At 58.5% G+C, this 21067-nt stretch carries 19 protein-coding genes and 4 tRNA genes; 16 read left to right on the top strand and 7 right to left on the bottom strand.

The window, feature by feature from the left end:
• Nucleotides 1–54 precede the first annotated feature (54 nt).
• Both LQ215_RS10085 and LQ215_RS10080 read left to right on the top strand, forming a co-directional pair.
• Nucleotides 55–306: a hypothetical protein gene (locus tag LQ215_RS10085; protein WP_230149363.1), complete on the top strand. Its 252-nt coding sequence runs from the start codon at nt 55–57 to the stop codon at nt 304–306.
• A gap of 26 nt (nt 307–332) precedes the next feature.
• Nucleotides 333–1082, top strand: a complete 750-nt coding sequence (locus LQ215_RS10080) for a TerC family protein (RefSeq protein WP_230149361.1) — start codon at nt 333–335, stop codon at nt 1080–1082.
• Nucleotides 1083–1153: 71 nt separating this feature from the next.
• Here the strand turns inward: LQ215_RS10080 and LQ215_RS10075 are convergent, their stop codons facing one another.
• The gene (locus tag LQ215_RS10075; RefSeq protein WP_230149359.1) at nt 1154–1318 is read right to left on the bottom strand and encodes a hypothetical protein; all 165 of its coding nucleotides are present in this window, start codon (nt 1316–1318) and stop codon (nt 1154–1156) included.
• Nucleotides 1319–1540: 222 nt separating this feature from the next.
• On the opposite strand from LQ215_RS10075, the gene LQ215_RS10070 reads away from it, so the two are divergent.
• From LQ215_RS10070 to LQ215_RS10060, 3 genes are all read left to right on the top strand, one after another.
• Nucleotides 1541–2218, top strand: coding sequence for a peptidase C39 family protein (locus tag LQ215_RS10070; RefSeq protein ID WP_230149357.1), 678 nt, complete (start codon nt 1541–1543; stop codon nt 2216–2218).
• Nucleotides 2219–2318: 100 nt separating this feature from the next.
• Nucleotides 2319–2513 (top strand): DUF6021 family protein, encoded by a 195-nt coding sequence (locus tag LQ215_RS10065; RefSeq protein WP_230149355.1) that lies wholly within the window; start codon nt 2319–2321, stop codon nt 2511–2513.
• A gap of 121 nt (nt 2514–2634) precedes the next feature.
• Nucleotides 2635–2796: a nucleoid-structuring protein H-NS gene (locus LQ215_RS10060; protein WP_230149353.1), complete on the top strand. Its 162-nt coding sequence runs from the start codon at nt 2635–2637 to the stop codon at nt 2794–2796.
• Between the two features lie 712 nt (nt 2797–3508).
• Here the strand turns inward: LQ215_RS10060 and pbpG are convergent.
• Nucleotides 3509–4447, bottom strand: a complete 939-nt coding sequence (gene pbpG, locus LQ215_RS10055) for a D-alanyl-D-alanine endopeptidase (RefSeq protein ID WP_230149352.1) — start codon at nt 4445–4447, stop codon at nt 3509–3511.
• A 313-nt stretch (nt 4448–4760) separates the two neighbouring features.
• Nucleotides 4761–5615, bottom strand: a complete 855-nt coding sequence (gene folD / locus LQ215_RS10050) for a bifunctional methylenetetrahydrofolate dehydrogenase/methenyltetrahydrofolate cyclohydrolase FolD (RefSeq protein ID WP_039589132.1) — start codon at nt 5613–5615, stop codon at nt 4761–4763.
• Nucleotides 5616–5896: 281 nt separating this feature from the next.
• Between folD and LQ215_RS10045 the strand changes: the two genes are divergently transcribed.
• From LQ215_RS10045 to LQ215_RS09995, 11 genes are all read left to right on the top strand, one after another.
• Nucleotides 5897–5973: transfer RNA gene (locus tag LQ215_RS10045), tRNA-Arg, on the top strand.
• Between the two features lie 41 nt (nt 5974–6014).
• Nucleotides 6015–6090, top strand: a tRNA-His gene (locus LQ215_RS10040).
• Nucleotides 6091–6148: 58 nt separating this feature from the next.
• Nucleotides 6149–6233: transfer RNA gene (locus tag LQ215_RS10035), tRNA-Leu, on the top strand.
• Between the two features lie 427 nt (nt 6234–6660).
• The gene (tig, locus tag LQ215_RS10030; RefSeq protein ID WP_003199860.1) at nt 6661–7971 is read left to right on the top strand and encodes a trigger factor; all 1311 of its coding nucleotides are present in this window, start codon (nt 6661–6663) and stop codon (nt 7969–7971) included.
• A gap of 93 nt (nt 7972–8064) precedes the next feature.
• Nucleotides 8065–8706 carry an ATP-dependent Clp endopeptidase proteolytic subunit ClpP gene (gene clpP, locus LQ215_RS10025; protein WP_003183177.1) on the top strand — a complete coding sequence of 214 codons (642 nt, stop codon included), beginning with the start codon at nt 8065–8067 and terminating at the stop codon, nt 8704–8706.
• A gap of 107 nt (nt 8707–8813) precedes the next feature.
• Entirely contained in the window at nt 8814–10097 is a 1284-nt protein-coding gene (clpX, locus tag LQ215_RS10020) for an ATP-dependent Clp protease ATP-binding subunit ClpX (RefSeq protein ID WP_024778305.1), read from the top strand.
• A gap of 161 nt (nt 10098–10258) precedes the next feature.
• The gene (lon, locus tag LQ215_RS10015; RefSeq protein ID WP_230149350.1) at nt 10259–12655 is read left to right on the top strand and encodes an endopeptidase La; all 2397 of its coding nucleotides are present in this window, start codon (nt 10259–10261) and stop codon (nt 12653–12655) included.
• 148 nt (nt 12656–12803) lie between these two features.
• On the top strand, nt 12804–13076 hold the full coding sequence (locus LQ215_RS10010; RefSeq protein ID WP_002552737.1) for an HU family DNA-binding protein: 273 nt from the start codon (nt 12804–12806) through the stop codon (nt 13074–13076).
• Between the two features lie 47 nt (nt 13077–13123).
• Nucleotides 13124–13198 (top strand) — tRNA-OTHER (locus tag LQ215_RS10005).
• A gap of 102 nt (nt 13199–13300) precedes the next feature.
• The gene (locus LQ215_RS10000) at nt 13301–15172 is read left to right on the top strand and encodes a SurA N-terminal domain-containing protein (RefSeq protein ID WP_230149348.1); all 1872 of its coding nucleotides are present in this window, start codon (nt 13301–13303) and stop codon (nt 15170–15172) included.
• 610 nt (nt 15173–15782) lie between these two features.
• Nucleotides 15783–16229 carry a hypothetical protein gene (locus tag LQ215_RS09995; protein ID WP_230149347.1) on the top strand — a complete coding sequence of 149 codons (447 nt, stop codon included), beginning with the start codon at nt 15783–15785 and terminating at the stop codon, nt 16227–16229.
• Nucleotides 16230–16341: 112 nt separating this feature from the next.
• On the opposite strand, the gene LQ215_RS09990 is transcribed toward LQ215_RS09995, so the two are convergent.
• The 4 genes from LQ215_RS09990 to LQ215_RS09975 are packed head-to-tail and all read right to left on the bottom strand — an operon-like array spanning nt 16342 to nt 20924.
• Nucleotides 16342–17136 (bottom strand): ChbG/HpnK family deacetylase, encoded by a 795-nt coding sequence (locus tag LQ215_RS09990; protein ID WP_230149345.1) that lies wholly within the window; start codon nt 17134–17136, stop codon nt 16342–16344.
• Nucleotides 17108–18283 carry a GNAT family N-acetyltransferase gene (locus tag LQ215_RS09985; RefSeq protein ID WP_230149442.1) on the bottom strand — a complete coding sequence of 392 codons (1176 nt, stop codon included), beginning with the start codon at nt 18281–18283 and terminating at the stop codon, nt 17108–17110. The genes LQ215_RS09990 and LQ215_RS09985 overlap by 29 nt, the downstream gene beginning before the upstream one ends.
• A 5-nt stretch (nt 18284–18288) precedes the next feature.
• Nucleotides 18289–18978, bottom strand: a complete 690-nt coding sequence (locus tag LQ215_RS09980; protein ID WP_230149343.1) for a GNAT family N-acetyltransferase — start codon at nt 18976–18978, stop codon at nt 18289–18291.
• Complete coding sequence (locus tag LQ215_RS09975) at nt 18975–20924, bottom strand: hypothetical protein (protein ID WP_230149440.1); 1950 nt, start codon at nt 20922–20924, stop codon at nt 18975–18977. The genes LQ215_RS09980 and LQ215_RS09975 overlap by 4 nt, the downstream gene beginning before the upstream one ends.
• Nucleotides 20925–21067 lie beyond the last annotated feature (143 nt).

The following is a 21067-nucleotide window of genomic DNA, read 5'->3' as shown; positions in this document are numbered from 1 at the left end:
CCATTGGCGGGCCTTTTTCGTGCGCCTTCTATTCTCTCAAGAGGCATTCATTCCATGACGTACAAATCCCTGGGGCTTGCAGCCTTGTTGACGATGTCTGCAGTGACATTGGCGGGCTGTGAACAGGCTGAAAAAAGTGCCCAGCAACTGATGGGACAGGCAACGCAAACCGCCAAGCAGGCCATCGACGACACTCACAAGGCCGCCGAACAGGCGATCAGCGAAGCCACCGGCGGCTTGATCAGCCCGAAGAAAAAGCCGGCGGACGAAGCTGACGAAACACAAACCCCGACCAAAACCATTTAATACGTCACATCAGTCAGGACTGACCCATGGATTATCTTTTACAGCTCGCCGCCAGCCCCACCGCGTGGATCGCCCTGGCAACTCTGGTGGTCATGGAAATCGTGCTTGGCATCGATAACCTGATCTTCATTTCGATTCTGACCAACAAGCTGCCCGCCCAGCACCGTGCCAAGGCGCGGCGGATCGGTATCGGCATGGCGTTGATCCTGCGCCTGGGCTTGTTGAGCACCATTGCCTTCATTGTGCAGTTGACCGAACCGGTCATCGAAATCCTGGGGCAGGCGTTCTCCTGGAAAGACATGATCCTGATTGCCGGTGGCCTGTTCCTGCTGTGGAAGGCAACCACTGAAATCCACCACAGCATGGACCCCGCACCGGATGACCCCAAGTCGGCCACGTCCGCCGTGACCCTGGGCTTCGCCGCGGCAATTGGTCAGATCCTGATGTTGGACCTGGTGTTCTCCATCGACAGCATCATCACGGCCGTGGGCATGACCGAGCATCTGCCGATCATGATCATCGCGGTCGTCGTGTCGGTGCTGGTGATGCTGCTGGCGGCCGAACCGCTGGCCAAGTTCATCAATGACAACCCGACGGTGGTGATGCTGGCCCTGGGCTTCCTGATCATGATCGGCATGACGCTGATCGCCGAAGGCTTCGGTGCCCATGTGCCCAAGGGCTACATCTACGCGGCCATGGCGTTCTCGGCGGCGATCGAGGTGTTGAACATGTTGTCCCGTCGGGCCAGGGAAAAGGCGTTGGCCGACAACGCCTGATGCCAGGCAGACAGAAGCCACCCGGGTCCAGGCCCGGGTGGTTTTTTTTGGGGTGGTTGAAAAGCTAATGTTCAGTGTGCGGTGGCGTGGCGTCGTGCGGATTTTGTGATTTTTTCCGATTGCGCAGGTGGCGCGTGATGATGGCGCCGGGTGATCCGAAGCACGCCCCACAGCATCGCCGTGGCTACGCTCAGCCAGCCGAATATCAGCATCAGAATTGTCGTGGTCAGGCTCATCTGTGCCTCCTTTTAACCCCGTCCGGGATCACGCACCTAATACATGGACAGTCTAGTCGCTCAAGTGTTGCAGGTAATCGATCCGTGGCGGTTGGGCACGGATCGGTTCGTTCTATCGCGCTCGTAAAACTGCCGTTATGGCTATACCCGGGGCTTTGCCCGCCTTATGATCGTCGACCCCAGCCTGGCCCGGATGCCGGGTATCTGAACAAGAGAGTCATCATGTCGCCGGTCATTTCATCTTTTCGATCACTGGTCCTGACGCTGTCCTGCCTCGTCGCCCTGGCGGGGTGTGCGGGCAGTGTGTCGCCGCAGATCCAGCGCCTGCCCGAGCGGGTGGAGCTCAACAGCGTGCCGTTCTTTCGTGGCGAAATGTACCAGGGCGCTCCGCAATCGTTGGCTGCGCTGCTGACCTTGCAAGGCACGGTGATCACGCCGGGGTTGCTGGAAAAGCCGTTGCACCTGCCGGGTGGCGAAGCCGGCTTGCAGCAGAATATGCAAACCCTGGCGCGCGAATACGGGTTGTTGGTGTATCCCCTCGACGCCAAGCTGCCCGCGTTGTTGGAACAGGTCGCGGCAGGCTATCCGGTGCTGGTGCGCTATATCGACGGTTCGGCGTTCTGGGCCGAGCCTCGGTACGGGATTCTCGCCGGCTACAACCGTCAGAAGCAGACGGTATTGCTGCGCTCAGGCATGAACCGACGGCAGTTGATGAGCTTCAGTGCCTTCGAATCGGCCTTCCAGAGCGCGGGTGGCTGGGCGGTGCTGGTCCAGCGGCCCACGCAGCTTCCGGCGAATGTCGATTCACAGCGTTGGTTGAAAGCGGCGGCTGATCTGGCCGGAGCAGGGCAGGAGCAAGCGGCGGCGCGGGCCACCAAGGCCCTCGGCGCAGCGCATTGACCGAGCGCCCCGTTCGTCACTTGCCGGGCACGACCCGGCAGGCCTGAGGCTCTTATCGTCAGGGTCGGGCATTTTCCGACCGTGATTGGAGGAGGCAGGCATGGCACAGTCGAAAACACCTACGGGGCCACATTCGTCAGAGCATTCCAGCGGTGATGACCTGGGGTTTGATCCGGACTCGCCGGACCTTGAGGATCCCCAGGTCGATCCGGTAGGGCCGGCGAAGGCGCCTCTGGACAAGAAGGATGAGCACAAGCCTAAACCCTATGATCCGCTGGGTGATCTGAAGGCCTAGGCATTATTTGTTTCGAGAGGCGTGGGTTGGTGTGTATATCCGTTATTTAGGTAACGGCTACTTATGGTTCCGCTCTTACAGCGGCTCACTTTTGAGAAGCGCAAAAGTAAGCAAAACGCTCTTGCCCCACCACTCGGCACCTCGCCTAGGCTCGGTGTGCCCTCACTCCGGCATTGCTCCGTGGGCCCGCCGCGAAGGGCCATCCATGGCCCAGCGCGGCTATCCCGGCATCCATGCCGGGTTGCCCACTGCGCAATGCCTGCGTTCGGCCAGCGTGGTTTGACGGGGCGTCCAGATCAAGAGCAAGATCAAGAGCAAGAGCAAGAGCAAGAGCAAGAGCAAGAGCAAGAGCAAGAGCAAGAGCAAGAGCAAGCACATGCCGGCATCTATGTGGCTGAGCCACCGCTATCGCGAGCAAGCTCGCTCCCACATGAGTTTGTGGGTGTTCACAGCACCTGCGCACGACGCAAAACCTGTGGGAGCGAGCTTGCTCGCGATGAGGCCGGCACATCCAATATCACCGAAAACTGACACATCGCCTTCGCGAGCAAGCCCGCTCCCACAGGAAAAACGCGGTCCCACCAAGAACCAGGTCGGCTACCAGGCCGCCTCGCGGTGGATGTTGATCTCGGCGCCCCATTAACCACGCTGGCTGAACGAAGGTATTGCGCAGTGGGCACCTCGGCATGGATGCCGAGGTAGCCGCGCTGGGCCATGGATGGCCCTTCGCGGCGGCCCACGGAGCAATGCCTTCGTTCAGGCATGCCGAGCCTAGGCGAGGCACCGAGTGGTGGGGCATGTAGCGTTTTGGTTACTTTTGCGCTCAAAAGTGACCCGCTGTAAGAGCGGAACCATAAGCAGTCGTTACCTAAATAACGGATATACACACCAAAACAATAAAACAAAAAAACGGCGCTTCCCATTTCTGAAAGAAGCGCCGCTTTTTCTAAGTGAACAGCATTACGACGAGCCGGGGCTTTTCTGTGTGCCGCGGATTATTGGGAAGCTTCCACCACACCACTCTGGCGGCTCTTGAGATTCTTGGCAGCTTTGTATTGCAGGGCCACTGAAGGCACGTCGGCGCTTTTCCCGGTCTCGACCCAGCTACGAATCCGACTGGCATCGGCGAAGTGCGTGAACTTGCCGAATGCATCGAGGATCACCAGTGCCATCGGGCGATTGCCCATCTTCGTCACCAGCACCAGGCAGTGGCCGGCCTCGTTGGTGAAACCGGTCTTGGTCAACTGGATATCCCAGTTGGCCTTGTGGACCAAGTGGTCAGTGTTGCGAAAGCCCAGGCTATACACAGGCTTGCGGAAGGTAACGGTCTTTTCCTTGGTGGTGCTCAGTTCGCTCAGCAATGGGTACTTGCGGGCGGCGATCAGCAGCTTGGTCAGGTCCCGGGCGGTCGAGACGTTGTGGATCGACAGGCCCGTGGGTTCGACGTAATGAGTACTGGTCATGCCCAGCGCCTTCGCCTTGGCGTTCATGGCGGCAATGAACGCCGCATAGCCACCTGGATAATGGTGGGCGAGGCTGGCGGCAGCGCGGTTTTCCGAAGACATCAGGGCGATCAGCAGCACATCCCGGCGCGACAGCTCGCTGTTGAGCTTGACCCGGGAAAACACACCTTTCATCTCTGGGGTGTTGGCGATCGTGATGGAGATGTACTCATCCAGGTTCTGTTTGGCATCCAGCACGATCAGGCCGGTCATCAACTTGGTCACCGACGCGATAGGTACCACCACGTCCGGGTTGCTCGAATAGACCACTTTATCCGTCTGCAGATCCAGCAACATCGCGCTGCCCGAGGCGACTTGCAACTTGGCCGTATCCCGGGGGGCCGCGATGGTTTCCTGTGCAGCGACATTTTGCGTGATAAAGCTGCCTGTGAAAGCGATGAATAGGCTGATGATCGAAAGACGGATTTTCACGCGAGTAGGCTCGATAGAGTTGAAGGTGCCGTTGAGCAACGACTTTTAAAAAAACGTCGCATTCTAGGAGTATGGGTGACAGCAGCGCTATATGCCTGTGCCACCAAGGCCTGTGAATAAATAAAGTTTAATGAAGGGGGATTCTGTCGAATCGAATCTGAAAAATTTGTAATTTGGCGGCTAAAATCCGGTCGTCAAAAGCGCCTGTGGGAGCGAGCTTGCTTGCGATAGCGGTGTGTCAGTCAACGGGATGTTGGCTGGTCCATCGCTATCGCAAGCAAGCTTGCTCCCACAGGGTTTTTGTTGACGCGTATCAGCTGTGCAGCGTCTCGGCGGCGTACAACGTGTTTTCCAGCAAGCAGGCGCGGGTCATCGGGCCTACGCCGCCGGGCACCGGCGTGATCCAGCCAGCGCGGGGCAGGGCGGTCTCGTAGACCACATCGCCCACCAGCTTGCCGTCATCCTGGCGATTGATGCCCACGTCGATGACGATGGCGCCTTCCTTGATCCATTCGCCCTTTACCAGGCCGGGTTTGCCGGCGGCCACCACCACCAGGTCCGCGCGGCCGACATGGCCGGCCAGGTCCTTGGTGAAACGATGGGTCACGGTCACGGTGCAGCCGGCCAGCAGCAGCTCCATGGCCATCGGGCGGCCAACGATGTTGGACGCACCCACCACTACGGCGTCGAGGCCATACAGGTCCACGCCGGTGCTTTCCAGCAGCGTCATGATGCCTTTTGGGGTGCAGGGACGAAGCAACGGGATGCGCTGGGCCAGGCGGCCGACGTTATAAGGATGGAAGCCATCGACGTCTTTGTCCGGGCGGATACGCTCCAACAGCTTGGAGGCGTCGAGGTGCTCAGGCAGTGGCAGCTGGAGCAGAACGCCGTCGATGTTGGGGTCATCGTTCAGGCGATCGATCAGATCGGCCAACGCTTGCTGGGTGGTTTCGGAAGGCAGGTCGTAGGCCTGGGAAAGGAAGCCGACCTCTTCACAGTCTTTACGCTTGTGCGAGACATAAACCTGAGAGGCAGGATCGCTGCCGACCAGGATCACCGCAAGGCCGGGCGTGCGCAAGCCTTGCTGGCGGCGCTCGGTGACTCGTTGGGCGATCTGCTGGCGCAGGCTGGCGGCGATCGATTTGCCGTCGATAAGTTGTGCAGTCATTGCGCGTGGTTAACCATCGAGAGGGGAAAAAAAGAGAACGCATTCTCGCATGCCGGGGCGTGAGGGCAAAGGCGCTTGGTCTGCAAATTCCCCTAACCCCTTTAATTAAATGAATTTTTTTTAAAAAAGAGTTGACGACCTATCAGGCCGTCTATAACATTCGTCGCACTTGTCGGGCACAGCCTAGCACTGGTTAAGAAGGTGGAGCAGAGTTGGTTGTTTCAACTCGGCGAAACTGAAAGCACTTAGTTTGTAATCGTCCAAGAATACAGATTAAAAAGGCGCCCGTAGCTCAGCTGGATAGAGCATCCGCCTTCTAAGCGGATGGTCGCAGGTTCGAGTCCTGCCGGGTGCGCCAATTAGGCAGCTTTGGCACAAGTAAGGCAACAAGGCAATATGGTGGGCGTAGCTCAGTTGGTAGAGCACGGGATTGTGACTCCCGTTGTCGTGGGTTCGATCCCCATCGTCCACCCCATATTCTAGAGAGGCGCCAGATTTAACAGTCTGGCGCCTTTGCTTTAAAAGCTTGATACGCGGATGTGGTGGAATTGGTAGACACACTGGATTTAGGTTCCAGCGCCGCAAGGTGTGAGAGTTCGAGTCTCTCCGTCCGCACCATACAAGTCGCTATTTAAATAGCAGAAAACGGCGCAGTACCTGAAAAGGGCTGCGCCGTTTTTGTTTTCAGTGGTTTTGTGTTTGGCGTCGGTATGGTTTTTTGGAGCTGCGCGCAGCGGTCGGTTCGTCGCGAATGTGTTTCGTGATGATGCGCGACATGTCCGTCGGTCCCCTTGTGGGGGGGGGGCGGCGTCGCGGGATCGGGCAAGCCGCTTCTATATATAGAAGCGTTGGCGCAGAGCCTTGGGCTGAATCGACTGTATTTGCAATCCGGGTGGGGCATGACCGTTTGTCCCGTCCTTAATCCGGCGCTTGTTTCCAGCGCGTTTTCAGTAGGGTGACTTCTTGAGTTTGACCTACTAGAATGCATGCCCTTGATTCTGGGGTCGGAAACGCCCGGCCAACGTCTGTGCAACGAGGAATATCCATGCAAGTTTCTGTTGAAAATACTTCTGCTCTTGAGCGCCGCATGAGCATTACCGTGCCGGCTGAGCGCATCGAGACTCAGGTCAACAAGCGTCTGCAGCAGACTGCCCAAAAGGCCAAAATCCCAGGTTTCCGCCCAGGCAAAGTGCCAATGAGCGTGATCCGTCAGCGTTACGAAGCTGATGCGCGTCAGGAAGCCGTGGGCGACGTGATCCAGTCTTCGTTCTACGAAGCGGTCGTCGAGCAGAAGCTGAACCCGGCCGGCGCTCCGTCCGTCGAGCCTAAAGTGCTGGAAAAAGGCAAGGACCTGGAATTCGTCGCCACCTTCGAAGTGTTCCCTGAGTTCACGGTCGCCGGTTTCGAATCCATCGCCGTCGAGCGCCTGAGCGCTGACGTGTCGGATGCCGACCTGGACAAGATGCTGGACATCCTGCGCAAGCAGAACACCCGTTTCGAAGTGACTGAGCGTGCTGCCCAGAACGAAGATCAACTGAACATCGATTTCGTCGGCAAGGTCGACGGTGAAGTGTTCGCGGGCGGTTCCGCCAAGGCTACCCAGCTGGTGCTGGGCTCCGGTCGCATGATTCCTGGTTTCGAAGACGGCCTGGTTGGCGCCAAGGCCGGTGAAGAGCGCGTTCTGAACGTGACCTTCCCTGAGGACTACCAGAACCTGGACCTGGCTGGCAAAGCCGCCGAGTTCACCGTGACCGTCAACACTGTTTCCGAGCCGAAACTGCCTGAGCTGAACGAAGAGTTCTTCGCCCAGTTCGGTATCAAGGAAACCGGTCTGGAAGGTTTCCGCACCGAAGTTCGCAAGAACATGGAGCGTGAGCTGCGCCAAGCCATCAAGTCCAAGGTCAAGAACCAGGTCATGGACGGTCTGCTGGCCTCCAACCCGATCGAAGTGCCAAAGGCCCTGCTGGACAACGAAGTGAACCGTCTGCGCGTGCAGGCCGTTCAGCAGTTCGGCGGTAACATCAAGCCGGACCAACTGCCTGCCGAACTGTTCGAAGAGCAAGCCAAGCGCCGCGTCGTGCTGGGCCTGATCGTCGCCGAAGTGGTCAAGCAATTCGAGCTCAAGCCTGACGAAGCCCGCGTTCGCGAGCTGATCCAGGAAATGGCCTCGGCTTATCAAGAGCCTGAGCAAGTCGTGTCCTGGTACTACAAGAACGACCAGCAACTGAACGAAGTCCGTTCGGTTGTGCTGGAAGAACAAGTTGTGGATACTGTTCTGCAGAAAGCTAGCGTGACCGATAAAGCGGTCTCTTACGAAGAAGCGGTCAAGCCGGTGGAAGCTCCACAAGCCGATTGATGGTTCTGCGGTAAGAAATAAACACCCATAAGCCAGCCTTCGCGCTGGCTTATGCGTATTCAAGACATAACTATTTGGGAGTGACTGCGAGACATGTCCCGCAATTCTTTTTATCAGCAGAGCTCTGACATCCAGGCCGCAGGCGGCCTGGTCCCGATGGTTATCGAGCAGTCCGCCCGCGGCGAACGTGCCTATGACATCTACTCGCGTCTGCTCAAGGAACGCGTCATCTTCCTGATCGGCCCCGTTGAAGACTACATGGCCAACCTGGTCGCGGCGCAGCTGTTGTTCCTTGAAGCGGAAAACCCGGACAAGGATATCCATCTGTACATCAACTCACCTGGCGGTTCGGTGACTGCGGGCATGTCGATCTACGACACCATGCAGTTCATCAAGCCTGACGTTTCCACCATCTGCATCGGCCAGGCCTGCAGCATGGGCGCTTTCCTGCTCGCCGGCGGCGCAGCGGGCAAGCGTCACTGCCTGCCTAACTCGCGGATGATGATTCACCAGCCATTGGGCGGCTTCCAGGGCCAGGCGTCGGATATCGACATCCATGCCAAGGAAATCCTCCATATTCGCTCGCGCCTGAACTCGCTGCTGGCCCATCACACCGGGCAAAGCCTCGAAACCATTGAGCGTGACACCGAGCGTGACAATTTCATGAGCGCAGAGCGTGCGGCCGAATACGGCCTGATCGACTCCGTGATCAACAAGCGTCAAATGCCTGCCTAAGCCGCTCAAAATGCAGGTGGTTGGGATGACCGGCCGCCTGCGGGCTTGAAAAAGCCCGCAATTGCCTTCATCTTGTGTTGCAAGCCTATCGGATTTGGATCGATCGAATGACTGACACCCGCAACGGCGAGGACAACGGCAAACTGCTTTATTGCTCCTTCTGTGGCAAAAGCCAGCATGAAGTACGCAAATTGATTGCCGGCCCCTCGGTCTTCATTTGCGACGAGTGCGTCGACCTGTGCAATGACATCATCCGCGAGGAGGTGCAGGAAGCCCAGGCCGAAAGCAGCGCGCATAAATTGCCTTCGCCTAAAGAAATCAGCGGCATCCTTGATCAGTATGTGATTGGTCAGGAACGTGCGAAAAAGGTACTGGCCGTAGCGGTGTACAACCACTACAAGCGCCTGAACCAGCGTGACAAAAAGAATGACGAGGTCGAACTCGGCAAGAGCAACATCCTGCTGATCGGCCCGACAGGCTCGGGTAAGACCCTGCTTGCCGAAACCTTGGCTCGTTTGCTGAACGTTCCGTTCACCATCGCCGACGCAACCACCCTTACCGAGGCGGGTTACGTAGGTGAAGATGTCGAGAATATCATTCAGAAGTTGTTGCAGAAGTGTGATTACGATGTGGAAAAAGCCCAGATGGGCATCGTCTACATCGACGAAATCGACAAGATTTCCCGCAAGTCCGACAACCCGTCCATTACCCGGGATGTTTCCGGTGAGGGCGTGCAGCAGGCCTTGCTCAAGTTGATCGAAGGCACGGTTGCTTCCGTTCCACCCCAAGGTGGTCGCAAGCATCCGCAGCAGGAATTCCTGCAAGTCGACACCCGTAACATCCTGTTCATCTGCGGTGGTGCGTTCTCCGGTCTGGAGAAGGTTATTCAAAACCGTTCCACCCGTGGCGGCATTGGTTTCAACGCCGAAGTGCGCAGCAAGGAAGAAGGCAAGAAAGTCGGTGAATCGCTGCGTGAGGTCGAGCCTGACGATTTGGTCAAGTTCGGTCTGATCCCGGAATTCGTCGGTCGCCTGCCGGTCCTGGCGACGCTGGACGAGTTGGATGAAGCGGCGTTGATGCAGATCCTGACCGAGCCGAAAAACGCCCTGACCAAGCAGTATGCCAAGCTGTTCGAAATGGAAGGTGTAGACCTGGAATTCCGTTCCGACGCGCTGAAATCGGTCGCAAAACGTGCCCTGGAGCGTAAGACCGGTGCCCGTGGATTGCGCTCGATTCTCGAAGGCGTATTGCTCGACACGATGTATGAGATCCCCTCGCAGTCCGAGGTGAGTAAAGTCGTGATCGATGAAAGCGTTATAGAAGGCAAGTCCAAGCCACTGTACATCTATGAAAACAGTGAGCCGGCTGCCAAGGCCGCACCGGACGCTTAAGCGTCCCGCTGCCGGAACAAAGAAGGGGCCTTCGGGCCCCTTTGCTTTTAGCGCGTTTTAGACGTGTCTTAGCGCTTGTTTTTTTTCAAGGCTGCCCCCATCTTGGTTTCAAGCTTACTTCCATCTGTTTCCGGCCCGAGGGCCGCCGTAGAGGCGAAATCATGAAGACAACCATCGAATTGCCTCTCCTGCCATTGCGCGATGTCGTGGTGTATCCGCACATGGTTATCCCGCTGTTCGTGGGGCGCGAGAAGTCCATCGAAGCCCTTGAGGCTGCGATGGCGGGTGACAAGCAGATTCTTCTGCTGGCTCAGAGAAACCCAGCCGATGATGATCCCGGCGAAGACGCACTGTATCGCGTAGGTACGATTGCAACGGTTCTGCAATTGCTCAAGCTGCCCGACGGCACCGTCAAGGTCCTGGTCGAAGGCGAGCAACGCGGTGCTATCGAGCGTTTCAGCGAAGTGGACGGCCATTGCCGGGCCGAGGTGTCGCTGATCGAAGAGGTCGATGCGCCCGAGCGTGAGTCAGAGGTATTTGTCCGCAGCCTGCTGTCGCAGTTCGAACAATACGTGCAGTTGGGCAAGAAGGTGCCTGCAGAGGTCCTGTCGTCGCTTAACAGCATCGATGAACCTGGGCGGCTGGTCGATACGATGGCGGCCCACATGGCCCTCAAGATCGAGCAGAAGCAGGAAATTCTCGAGATCATTGATTTGTCGGCCCGTGTCGAACACGTGCTGGCACTGCTCGACGGCGAAATCGATCTGTTGCAGGTCGAGAAGCGCATTCGTGGTCGCGTCAAGAAGCAGATGGAGCGCAGCCAGCGCGAGTACTACCTGAATGAGCAGATGAAGGCCATTCAGAAAGAGCTGGGCGATGGCGACGAAGGCCATAACGAAATCGAAGAGCTGAAAAAGCGCATCGATGCCGCCGGCTTGCCCAAGGATGCACTGGCCAAGGCTCAGGCCGAACTGAACAAGCTCAAGCAAATGTCGCCGATGTCTGCCGAGGCCACCGTGGTGCGCTCCTACATCGACTGGTTGGTCCAGGTGCCGTGGAAAGCCCAGAGCAAGGTGCGTCTGGACCTGGCGCGTGCCGAAGACATCCTCGACGCTGACCATTACGGCCTGGATGAGGTCAAGGAACGCATCCTTGAATACCTCGCCGTGCAGAAACGCGTGAAGAAGATTCGTGGCCCGGTCCTGTGCCTGGTCGGCCCTCCCGGGGTCGGTAAAACCTCCCTTGCGGAGTCGATTGCCCACGCCACCAACCGCAAATTCGTACGCATGGCCCTGGGCGGCGTGCGTGACGAGGCGGAAATTCGGGGTCATCGCCGGACCTATATCGGTTCGATGCCAGGAAGATTGATTCAAAAGATGACAAAGGTCGGCGTGCGCAATCCGCTGTTCCTTTTGGACGAAATCGACAAGATGGGTAGCGACATGCGTGGCGATCCAGCCTCTGCGTTGCTCGAAGTCCTCGATCCTGAGCAGAATCACAACTTCAACGATCACTACCTGGAGGTCGATTACGACCTGTCGGACGTGATGTTCCTCTGCACCTCCAACTCCATGAACATTCCGCCAGCATTGCTGGACCGGATGGAGGTGATTCGTCTGCCGGGCTACACCGAGGACGAGAAGATCAACATCGCCGTGAAGTACCTTTCGCCCAAGCAGATCCAGGCCAACGGCCTGAAAAAAGGCGAGCTGGAATTCGACGAGGAAGCGATTCGCGACATCATCCGCTACTACACCCGCGAAGCCGGTGTGCGTGGCCTGGAACGGCAGATTGCCAAGGTCTGCCGCAAGGCGGTCAAGGAACATGCGCTGGAAAAACGCTTCGCGGTCAAGGTCACTGCGGACCTGCTGGAGCACTTCCTGGGTGTGCGCAAGTTCCGCTACGGCCTGGCCGAGCAGCAGGACCAGATCGGCCAGGTGACAGGCCTGGCATGGACTCAGGTCGGCGGTGAATTGCTGACCATCGAAGCGGCCGTGGTCCCGGGCAAGGGTCAACTGATCAAGACCGGTTCCCTGGGTGACGTGATGGTCGAATCGATCACCGCGGCGCTGACGGTGGTTCGCAGTCGTGCCCGGAGCCTGGGCATTCCCCTGGACTTCCATGAGAAGCGCGACACGCATATCCACATGCCTGAAGGGGCTACGCCCAAGGACGGCCCAAGCGCCGGTGTAGGCATGTGCACGGCCCTGGTCTCGGCATTGACTGGTATTCCAGTGCGCGCCGACGTCGCCATGACGGGTGAAATCACGCTGCGCGGCCAGGTCCTGGCGATTGGCGGCCTGAAGGAAAAACTGCTGGCGGCACACCGGGGCGGGATCAAGATCGTGATCATTCCCGAAGAGAATGTCCGCGACCTGAAGGAAATTCCTGACAACATCAAGCAAGATCTTCAGATCAAACCCGTTAAATGGATTGACGAGGTCCTGCAAATTGCGCTGCAATACGCGCCGGAGCCCTTGCCGGATGTGGCTCCGGAGATTGTCGCGAAGGAAGAAAAGCGAGAGTCTGACTCTAAGGAAAGAATTAGCACGCATTAATACGCATTTGTCTGGGGGGCTTCCTTGACAGTTTTTTAGAGCCCTTGTTATAAAGCGGCTCTTAAGTGTCTGCAGGCCATTCAGCACTCGTTTTTGCTTTCACCAAAAAAACTTAGAATCATCTCAAATAGATATAAGGGGACTTAGAGTGAACAAGTCGGAACTGATTGATGCTATCGCTGCATCCGCTGATATCCCGAAAGCTGCTGCTGGCCGTGCGCTGGACGCTGTAATCGAATCCGTCACTGGCGCTCTGAAGGCTGGCGACTCCGTTGTTCTGGTTGGTTTCGGCACCTTCTCCGTGACCGATCGTCCTGCTCGTATCGGTCGCAACCCGCAGACCGGTAAGACGCTGGAAATCGCTGCTGCCAAAAAGCCAGGCTTCAAAGCTGGTAAAGCACTGAAAGAAGCCGTTAACTAAGGTTTCGTTGAGTTTATCCGGGTCGGGGTCATGCCTGGCTTGGCAGCGGAGCGGTAATATGGCCGGTTTCAACCGGTCTGGCACACCAGGGCTTGCAGGTCAGAGCCCGGTCCGCTCCGCCAGTTACGAGAAGGCGCATCCTCGGATGCGCCTTTCTTCTATCCGGATTCTACCCACGCTCCACGGTTGCCTAAATTTGAAGTTCAACCGTTTCTGGGGGACGCATGCTGCAGAATATCAGGGACAATTCACAAGGCTGGATTGCCAAGACCATCATCGGGGTCATCGTCGCATTGATGGCGTTGACCGGTTTCGATGCCATTTTCAAAGCCACTACCAATAGCAACGACGCGGCCAAGGTAAACGGCGAAAACATCAGCCAGAACGAGCTGAGCCAGGCGGTCGACATGCAACGCCGTCAGCTCATGCAACAGCTGGGCAAGGATTTCGACGCCTCCCTGCTGGACGAAAAAATGCTGCGTGATTCAGCGCTCAAGGGCCTGATCGACCGCAAGCTGTTGCTGCAAGGCGCGCACGATGCGAAATTCGCTTTCTCCGAAGCTGCGCTCGATCAAGTGATCCTGCAGACGCCTGAGTTTCAGGTCGATGGCAAATTCAGCCCCGAGCGTTTCGATCAGGTGATCCGCCAGCTGGGTTACAGCCGTATGCAGTTCCGCCAGATGCTGGCTCAGGAAATGCTGATCGGTCAGCTGCGCGCCGGCCTGGCAGGCAGTGGTTTTGTCACCGATGCCCAAGTGCTGGCATTTGCACGTCTGGAAAAACAGACGCGTGATTTCGCCACCTTGAACATCAAGGCCGACCCAGCGTCCGTCAAGCTGACGGATGATGAGGTCAAGGCTTACTACGACCAACACGCCAAGGAATTCATGACGCCTGACCAAGTGGTCATCGATTACCTCGAGTTGAAGAAAGCCTCTTTCTTCGATCAGGTCAGCGTCAAGGACGAAGACTTGCAGGCGGCCTATCAGAAAGAAATCGCCAACCTTTCCGAACAGCGTCGGGCTGCGCACATCCTGATCGAAGTGAACGACAAGGTGACCGAAGCCCAGGCCAAGGCGAAGATCGAAGAGATCCAGGCTCGCTTGGCCAAAGGCGAATCGTTTGAAGCGTTGGCGAAGGAGTTTTCCCAGGACCCGGGTTCGGCTAACAACGGCGGCGATCTGGGTTATGCCGGTCCTGGCGTCTACGATCCGGAGTTTGAAAAGGCCTTGTACGCCTTGAACAAGGACCAGGTCTCGGCGCCGGTACGCACCGATTTCGGTCTGCACCTGATCAAGCTGCTGGGTGTCGAAGCGCCTGAAGTGCCGACCTTCGCCAGTCTCAAGGACAAGCTGACCCGCGAGCTGAAGACTCAGCAGGTGGAGCAGCGTTTCGTGGAGGCGACCAAGCAATTGGAGGATGCCTCGTTCGAAGCGTCCGACCTGGCGCAACCCGCCCAGGACCTGAAGCTGACCGTCCACACCTCGGCGCCGTTCGGTCGTGAAGGCGGCGAAGGGATTGCGGCCAATCGTGCCGTGGTTACTGCCGCGTTCAGTCCGGAAGTGCTGGATGAGGGTGCCAACAGCACCGCCATCGAGCTGGACCCGGAAACCGTCGTGGTGCTGCGTGCCAAGGAGCATCGCAAGCCTGAGCAACTGCCGCTGGAAAGCGTGGCGGGACCGATTCGTGCTCAGTTGACCAAGGAACACGCCAGCGCGGCAGCCAAGACCCGGGCCGACGAGCTGATCGCCAGCCTGCGCGACGGCAAGACTGCATTGGACAAACCGGTCGACGGTCAAGGCTGGAAAGCCACCCAGGCGGTAACCCGCAACCAGGAAGGCATTGACCCGGCGGTGTTGCAAGCACTGTTCCGCATGCCCAAGCCTGAGTCCAAGGACAAGCCGACGTTCACCAGCGTGACCTTGCCTGATGGCAGCTTGATGATCGTGCGTTTGAATGGCGTGAACGAAGCGGCGGCACCGACTGAGGAAGAGAAGGCGGAGTATCGCCGCTACCTCGCGTCCCGTATTGGTCAGCAGGACTTTGCGGCGTATCGCAAGCAGTTGGAGAGCCAGGCGGAGATCAAGCGTTTCTAATTGCTTGATGCTTTTTCAAACCTGGTTGTGATGCTGTTCAGTTAGAAAAAACGGCGCTTCTTTCAGAAATGGGGAGCGTCGTTTTTTTTTGGCTTGGGTTTTGGGTTTTGGGTGTATATCCGTTTCTGCGGTAACGGCCTCTGGCGGTTCCGCTCTTACAGCGGGTCACTTTTGAAGAGCATGTATGGACCGGACACATGGTTGACGGGGCGCCCCAGATCAAAAACAAAACCGAGGCGGCCTGATAGCCGACCTGGTTCTTGATGGAGACCGCGTTTCCCCTGTGGGAGCGGGCTTGCTAGCGAAAGCGGTGGTTCAGTTTTCAGTGATGTTGGCTGTGCCGACCTCATCGCGAGCCCGCTCCCACAGGTTTTTGTGTTGTGTGCAGATGCTGTGAACACCCGCAGTCCCATGTGGGAGCGAGCCTGCTCGCGAAAGCGGTGGTTCAGTTGCAATGATGTTGGATGTGCCGACGTCATCGCGAGCAATTCTGATTTTTTCTGGCGACCGCTCATCCGCACGTGCCCTCTACCTGTAAGGTCTGACAGTAGCCGTGTCCATGCCCTGGCATTAAGTTGGGTGTCCATCAACGACAATTGGAAGCACCACCATGGCTATTAACCAATCACCCAACGGCACCAACCTAGATGAGCGTGGACTTATCCATTTCACCCCTTTTGCTGATAAAGACATGAATGGCTGGATTTTGCATGAAAATTCGACGCTCGAAACTGACTATTTCTGCTGTATGCGCGCAGGATCTAATCCCATGCAGGAGCTACATTTACCAATCGCTGATCTCCCTGAGTTCAACATTGGGGCGAGCTATTTAGTAAGTGTTCGAGCCCGTCTGAAGGGCGGTAGCGAGCTCGATAGCTTGCAAATCACCAATAATGTTCGTCCAGTTATCAAGTTCTCCGCGATGCGATCCTCTTGGGAGACCTACACGGGTGGTTTTGTACTGAAAACTAAAGACTATCTCTCAATTGCCGGCTTTTTTGTAAGTGACGATGGCGAACTCTACGTTGATGACATTAGCATTTGCGCTATCTATTAGTCAGGTGCTCATCCATCTCCTTTGTCGAAACGACATGAAGTTGCTTTCGTTGTGTTCGGGGCTTTCGAGCAGGTTGTTTTCTGCCGAAAGCCCGCGGGCAAACTTTCTGCGATCAGTGCACATCCCCCGGCTCAACCAACACGAACCTGCGCCCATTCTTGCCATATCCGACCTTCGGCACCCCCGCCAGGCGACTGTGCAGCACCTGGGTCAGTGAGCTGCCAGATGCCAGGCTGGCATCACCAAAGTCGCCGTCCAGAAGCTGCGGGTGAACAATGACTTCCAACGAGCCATGGTCCGGTGGGGCCGCATGATTCAGATCGGCCGGCGTGCAGACGTAGTCGGCAGTCGCTCCGCAGAGTCGGCGCAGGCGGTGGTTGAGCAACGTCTTGAAGATGCGTTTGGGCATGCTCAGGTTCGCCCCAAGGTTGCGCGCCAGGCGCATGGGCACGCCTTGCTGCGCGGCGAAGCGCGCCACTACCTCACCGATGGGCCAGATGTTGTGCACGTGCTGGTGCGAATCCAAGTGACTGGGGCGCAGGCCTCGGTCCAGGCAGTGTTGCCACTGCGTCCGGAGTTCTTCTTGCACTGCCGCCAGATCCGGGGATCCGAGACGCAGGCAGTAACGCGACAGGTTGAGGTCGAACTCACCACTGGTATCGCAGAACAACTGCCGTGACCGGATCGGTTGACTCAGCGGCGACCCATAGCTGAGGTTGAAATGCAGACCGATGCGCCCTTCAAGCAAGGGATGCCGGGCCAGTTCACAGGCCTGGTCGAAGCCCGGCATGTTGGCCATGGCCGTGGCCGAACTGATCACGCCGGTCTCGAAGGCCAGCAGGATCAGCGCGTTCTCACTGAAGTTGAGCCCGAAGTCGTCAGCGTTGACGATCACTTGACGCGGCATCTGTTTTCTCCTGGTTTTTAGGGGGAGACGATGCCGTCGTCGCGGTCGGTTTGGGCCGGCGTTTGCCCAACCACGGCTTCAGGCTTTTCCATAGCCGCAAGGCACATCCCAGGAGCAAGCCACCGGGCTGCCATGAATAAAAACTCCAGCGCCAGTGTTCCAGTTGGCCGGTCATGCGTTCGTGTAACTGATGGCTGGAGTTCTCCAGGCTGACCCGTGATGCATCGATCCAGCGCCAGTTTTCGTCCAGCCCCCAGCGAATCCACTCTTCGAGCAACACCCGGCCGCTGCCCAGGTCGGCATGCTGCGGCAGGAACGCCAGGTTGTAGTCGTACAGCCGCCCCTGGTCCAGCAGGCCGAGGCGATAGCTGATGCATTCTCCATTCAGCTCCAGCATCACCACCCGTACCAGGCCCTGGGCGGCGAGGGCGGTGAAGGCGTGGTTCATCCATTGCCGACGCCTGGGGTCGGCGAAGATGCCGACGCCTTCCTCGCCTTTCCAACTGGCCGCCTCGACATCGGCGAGGGTCCGCAACAGTTGGCCCATGCTGATGGCGTCCGGTTTCACTCGGCGAATCTCGGCACCGCAGGCAGCGATCCGCTTGCGTGCCCGGCGCAACTTGTAGCGTGGGTCGCCAGAAATTTCCTGATGGTCGTTGTCGCTGATCAAATGCACCGGCACCCGGCAACTCAGGCGGCGCTCCCCGGTGGAACTCAGCGCCATCCAGGCACTGAGGACGCTTTCTTCACCGACCGGCTCGACCACCTCATTCAATTGCAGCAGGGCGTGGGGCAAGTGCTGACGGATCTGCATCAGCGCCTGCCCCATGCCCTCGGCGTCCAGGCGCACCAGCAAGGCGATACGGTCGGCCAAGGGATAACCCAAGTGATGCAACACCCGGAACCGCAGCCCGCCGATACGCTCACGCCCTGACACCAACGGCAGGCACAGGCACAGCGCCTGGTCTTGCCAACCCAGCAACACGTGCAACTGCTGGTCTGGCAGCAGGGCGAATTCCGCCGCTTGCAGCCAGGCCAGGGTGTTGAAGGGCGTAGCGTCGGGCACTTGGGTGCGCAGCTGTTCATAAGCTGCTATGGGAAAATCCTCGGCGCCCAGGGAGCGACACCATTGGAACCGGATCGGCATGGACATCAGGCTGCCGCAGTCGATGCAACCGGCCGAGCCGGTTTACGAAAGGCGTCCAATGCCGAGCCGTTGTAAAACGTGTCGCGGAAAAAACGCCAGCGACCGAACAGCCGATACACATGGGTGATCTTGCCGCGTTCCTGGAAGCCCATGCGTATGTGCATCTTGATCGCTGGGATGTTTTGCAAGTCGCAGACATCGACCATGGTGTCGCACCCTTTGGTCGCCATGACTTTCCACATTTCCTGCTGCATGTCCGCCGACATCCCGGAGCCCCAGTAGGCGCGGATCATTTCGCCACCGAACTGAAAGTACTCGCCGGGGTTGATCGGGAAATTGCAGCGATAGAAATGGCGGTCGAAATAGTCTCCTGTACTGCCCCAGGCGAACCCTACGGTGTCGCCTTGATCGTCCAGGAACATCAAGCCTGTGTAGCCTTCGGCGGCCAGCTCGTGCATGGTTTCGACGCGGTCGCCGAAATACCGGGCAAAAGCGTCGGCATTGTTGACCGTGATGAACTCCAGGCGCATTGGCGGGTAGGCCTTGAGGTTATGCGGGGGGAGTGGAGTGCGCACATCGTGTTCCAACCACACCAGTTGCGAGTGGAGAAACACGTAGCGCCTGAACAGCTGTTTGAGGACAGCGCGCGGGCCTTTTTTCTGGATGCGATCACGCAATTTCTGCAGAACGTTCATGGTGCCTCCTGACGGGTGGCGGTTTGGGGGGAAGAGGGTGCGGTCCAGCTCAGGGCAAACAGGGTTTCTCCTGGCAGGAGAAAGCGGATCTGTCCGGTCTCGCAATTGAACGGCGCGCTGCGGCTATGGTTGTCGGGGCCGAAATACATCAGCTCGGCTTTGGCCTGGGGGCAGGGCGCGCCGTCCAGGCTGATCTGTTGCGGGCGCGTACTTTTGTTCACGCCCAGCAGGCTGCGCCTGGCCTCGGTGGCCATGGCCAGCACGTCGACTTCGAAGGCGTCGTTATCCAGGCGTAGCACTTGGTCGAGCCAATGTTGTTGGATGAACTGCTGGGCCAGGCCCACGGGCTTGAGTTCGAAACGCTGGTTAGTCAGCACACGAACCATGCCCTTTGGGTACTCCGGTTCGTCGGCGGACTGGAACCAGTTGAGCATGTCCAGCAGGCCGTCCGCCGAAGCGTTGATCACCACGGACGTCCACCACAGGGCGGCGTAATGGGTTTCCTGGTCGTAGGGGCTCAGGCTCGAGCCGCTGGACATGTTGGTCTGGTCCAGCAGCAAGGCCTTGCGCGGCCGACCGTTGCTGTCCAGGCCCACCAGGCTGGCGGCACGACGCACGCTGTTGCGATAGACCCGGGTCGCCAGCAGGTCGCGGATCATCCATTCATGCCAGGCCAGGGCGTCGATCTGGCCGCTGGATTCGGCCAGCAAGCGTCGCGCCCAGTCGATGCCGCGCTTGTCCGCGGCGTTTTCCGCCAGGGGACCGTTGGTGAACCGCGAGCTGGCCGGTATGGCAATGCGCACCCCGGCGCGGGCGTTGTCGGGGTTGGCACGGACTTGGCCAGCCATGCTCTGGAACACCTGCTGGAAGCTGGCGAAATCCGGGTAGTTGAGGTTCGGCTCGTCGGCGAAACTGAGGTAATGGAGACCTTTGCCACCCAAGGCGCGGGTCGACTCGAGCCAGGCCTGCAAGCCGCTGTTGCTGACGCGGTCGGCCCGCAGGTCGGCCTTGCGCTGGCTGCCAGCCAGCAGGGTGATGTCCCGGGTGATGCCGAAGCGGTCCTGGTACAGGCGTCGGAACCGATTTTCATAGTCCGGCCTGTCTGCGGTGATGTCGACCAGGCTGTAATAGCTGGCAGCCTGGGGCTTGAGGGCATCGATGACCGGGTAGGCAGAGGGCGGGGGCATGACGTAGGGCAGGGAAATGCCCAGTTTCGGGGTCGTTCCGAGGACATCGCCATAGAGTTTCAGGTGCGCCTGCCCCGGGTCCTGGCGCAGCGGTTGCAGGTGCTCAGGGGCCTGGGCGAACAGGTTCGCCGTGCCGTCCAGCCAGAACGCCGCCTTGCCGTTGCCCTGCAGTTGCAAGCGCCAGGTTTGCTCAACGTCGGCAACGGGCAGGGTGATCTGATCGAATTGCCAATAGGCCGGGTACGGCTTGAGGTTCAACTGCACCTGTTTGCCATCGGCGACGCGCCGTGCTTGCAGGCTGCGCACACCGCCATGGAACTTGCCCGCCAGCACGGCTTGTTCACCGGGGGCGACCTTGAAATACAACTCGTCGCCGTCGTGGGTCTCGGCGCTGAAGTGCACCTTGGCCGGGGCGAACATCGCCCGGGTACGGGCATCGTGCTCGATGCTGTAGCGGCGGAAACTGTAGCCGGGAATTTCCAGCCGATAGCTGGCGGCCCCCGGCAGCAAAGGCCACTGCTGCTCGCCACGTTCCTGGGCGGCTTTGATCAAGCGCTTACCCACCAGTCGCCCCTGGCCGTCGAGCAGGTACAGGTGCTCTGAATTGGCGTTGGCCTGCCAGGCCGGCACCCAGCGCACGGTCACGTCATCCGGGCGGTCGGTCTGCAGGTACAGGCTGCCGTCGCGGATACCGGTCCATTGCATCGCCGCGCCCTGGGCAAAAAAGGCCAGGCACCAGAGGCACAGGCCAGCAGCCATTTTCCACCAACGCTGCACCGGCCCCATCGCGAGCAAGCTCGCTCCCACAGTTGATTTGTGGCGGTCCCAGATAGTGTGTTCGGCACCATGCCCCTGTGGGAGCGAGCCTGCTCGCGAAGACGTTGGCCGATTCAACATCGATG

The organism is Pseudomonas brassicacearum (assembly GCF_918698105.1).
GTDB lineage: Bacteria > Pseudomonadota > Gammaproteobacteria > Pseudomonadales > Pseudomonadaceae > Aquipseudomonas > Aquipseudomonas brassicacearum_F.
The sequence above is the reverse complement of the archived record's forward strand: the minus strand, read 5'-3'. Positions and strand labels throughout refer to the sequence as shown.

What these genes read in the sequence shown, in the direction of transcription:
- LQ215_RS10085 (WP_230149363.1), top strand. Translation starts at nt 55, where the DNA reads ATGACGTACAAATCCCTGGGGCTTGCAGCCTTGTTGACGATGTCTGCA.
- LQ215_RS10080 (WP_230149361.1), top strand. Translation starts at nt 333, where the DNA reads ATGGATTATCTTTTACAGCTCGCCGCCAGCCCCACCGCGTGGATCGCC.
- LQ215_RS10075 (WP_230149359.1), bottom strand. Translation starts at nt 1,318, where the DNA reads ATGAGCCTGACCACGACAATTCTGATGCTGATATTCGGCTGGCTGAGC.
- LQ215_RS10070 (WP_230149357.1), top strand. Translation starts at nt 1,541, where the DNA reads ATGTCGCCGGTCATTTCATCTTTTCGATCACTGGTCCTGACGCTGTCC.
- LQ215_RS10065 (WP_230149355.1), top strand. Translation starts at nt 2,319, where the DNA reads ATGGCACAGTCGAAAACACCTACGGGGCCACATTCGTCAGAGCATTCC.
- folD (WP_039589132.1), bottom strand. Translation starts at nt 5,615, where the DNA reads ATGACTGCACAACTTATCGACGGCAAATCGATCGCCGCCAGCCTGCGC.
- tig (WP_003199860.1), top strand. Translation starts at nt 6,661, where the DNA reads ATGCAAGTTTCTGTTGAAAATACTTCTGCTCTTGAGCGCCGCATGAGC.
- clpP (WP_003183177.1), top strand. Translation starts at nt 8,065, where the DNA reads ATGTCCCGCAATTCTTTTTATCAGCAGAGCTCTGACATCCAGGCCGCA.
- clpX (WP_024778305.1), top strand. Translation starts at nt 8,814, where the DNA reads ATGACTGACACCCGCAACGGCGAGGACAACGGCAAACTGCTTTATTGC.
- lon (WP_230149350.1), top strand. Translation starts at nt 10,259, where the DNA reads ATGAAGACAACCATCGAATTGCCTCTCCTGCCATTGCGCGATGTCGTG.
- LQ215_RS10000 (WP_230149348.1), top strand. Translation starts at nt 13,301, where the DNA reads ATGCTGCAGAATATCAGGGACAATTCACAAGGCTGGATTGCCAAGACC.
- LQ215_RS09995 (WP_230149347.1), top strand. Translation starts at nt 15,783, where the DNA reads ATGGCTATTAACCAATCACCCAACGGCACCAACCTAGATGAGCGTGGA.
- LQ215_RS09990 (WP_230149345.1), bottom strand. Translation starts at nt 17,136, where the DNA reads ATGCCGCGTCAAGTGATCGTCAACGCTGACGACTTCGGGCTCAACTTC.
- LQ215_RS09985 (WP_230149442.1), bottom strand. Translation starts at nt 18,283, where the DNA reads ATGCCGATCCGGTTCCAATGGTGTCGCTCCCTGGGCGCCGAGGATTTT.
- LQ215_RS09980 (WP_230149343.1), bottom strand. Translation starts at nt 18,978, where the DNA reads ATGAACGTTCTGCAGAAATTGCGTGATCGCATCCAGAAAAAAGGCCCG.
- LQ215_RS09975 (WP_230149440.1), bottom strand. Translation starts at nt 20,924, where the DNA reads ATGGCTGCTGGCCTGTGCCTCTGGTGCCTGGCCTTTTTTGCCCAGGGC.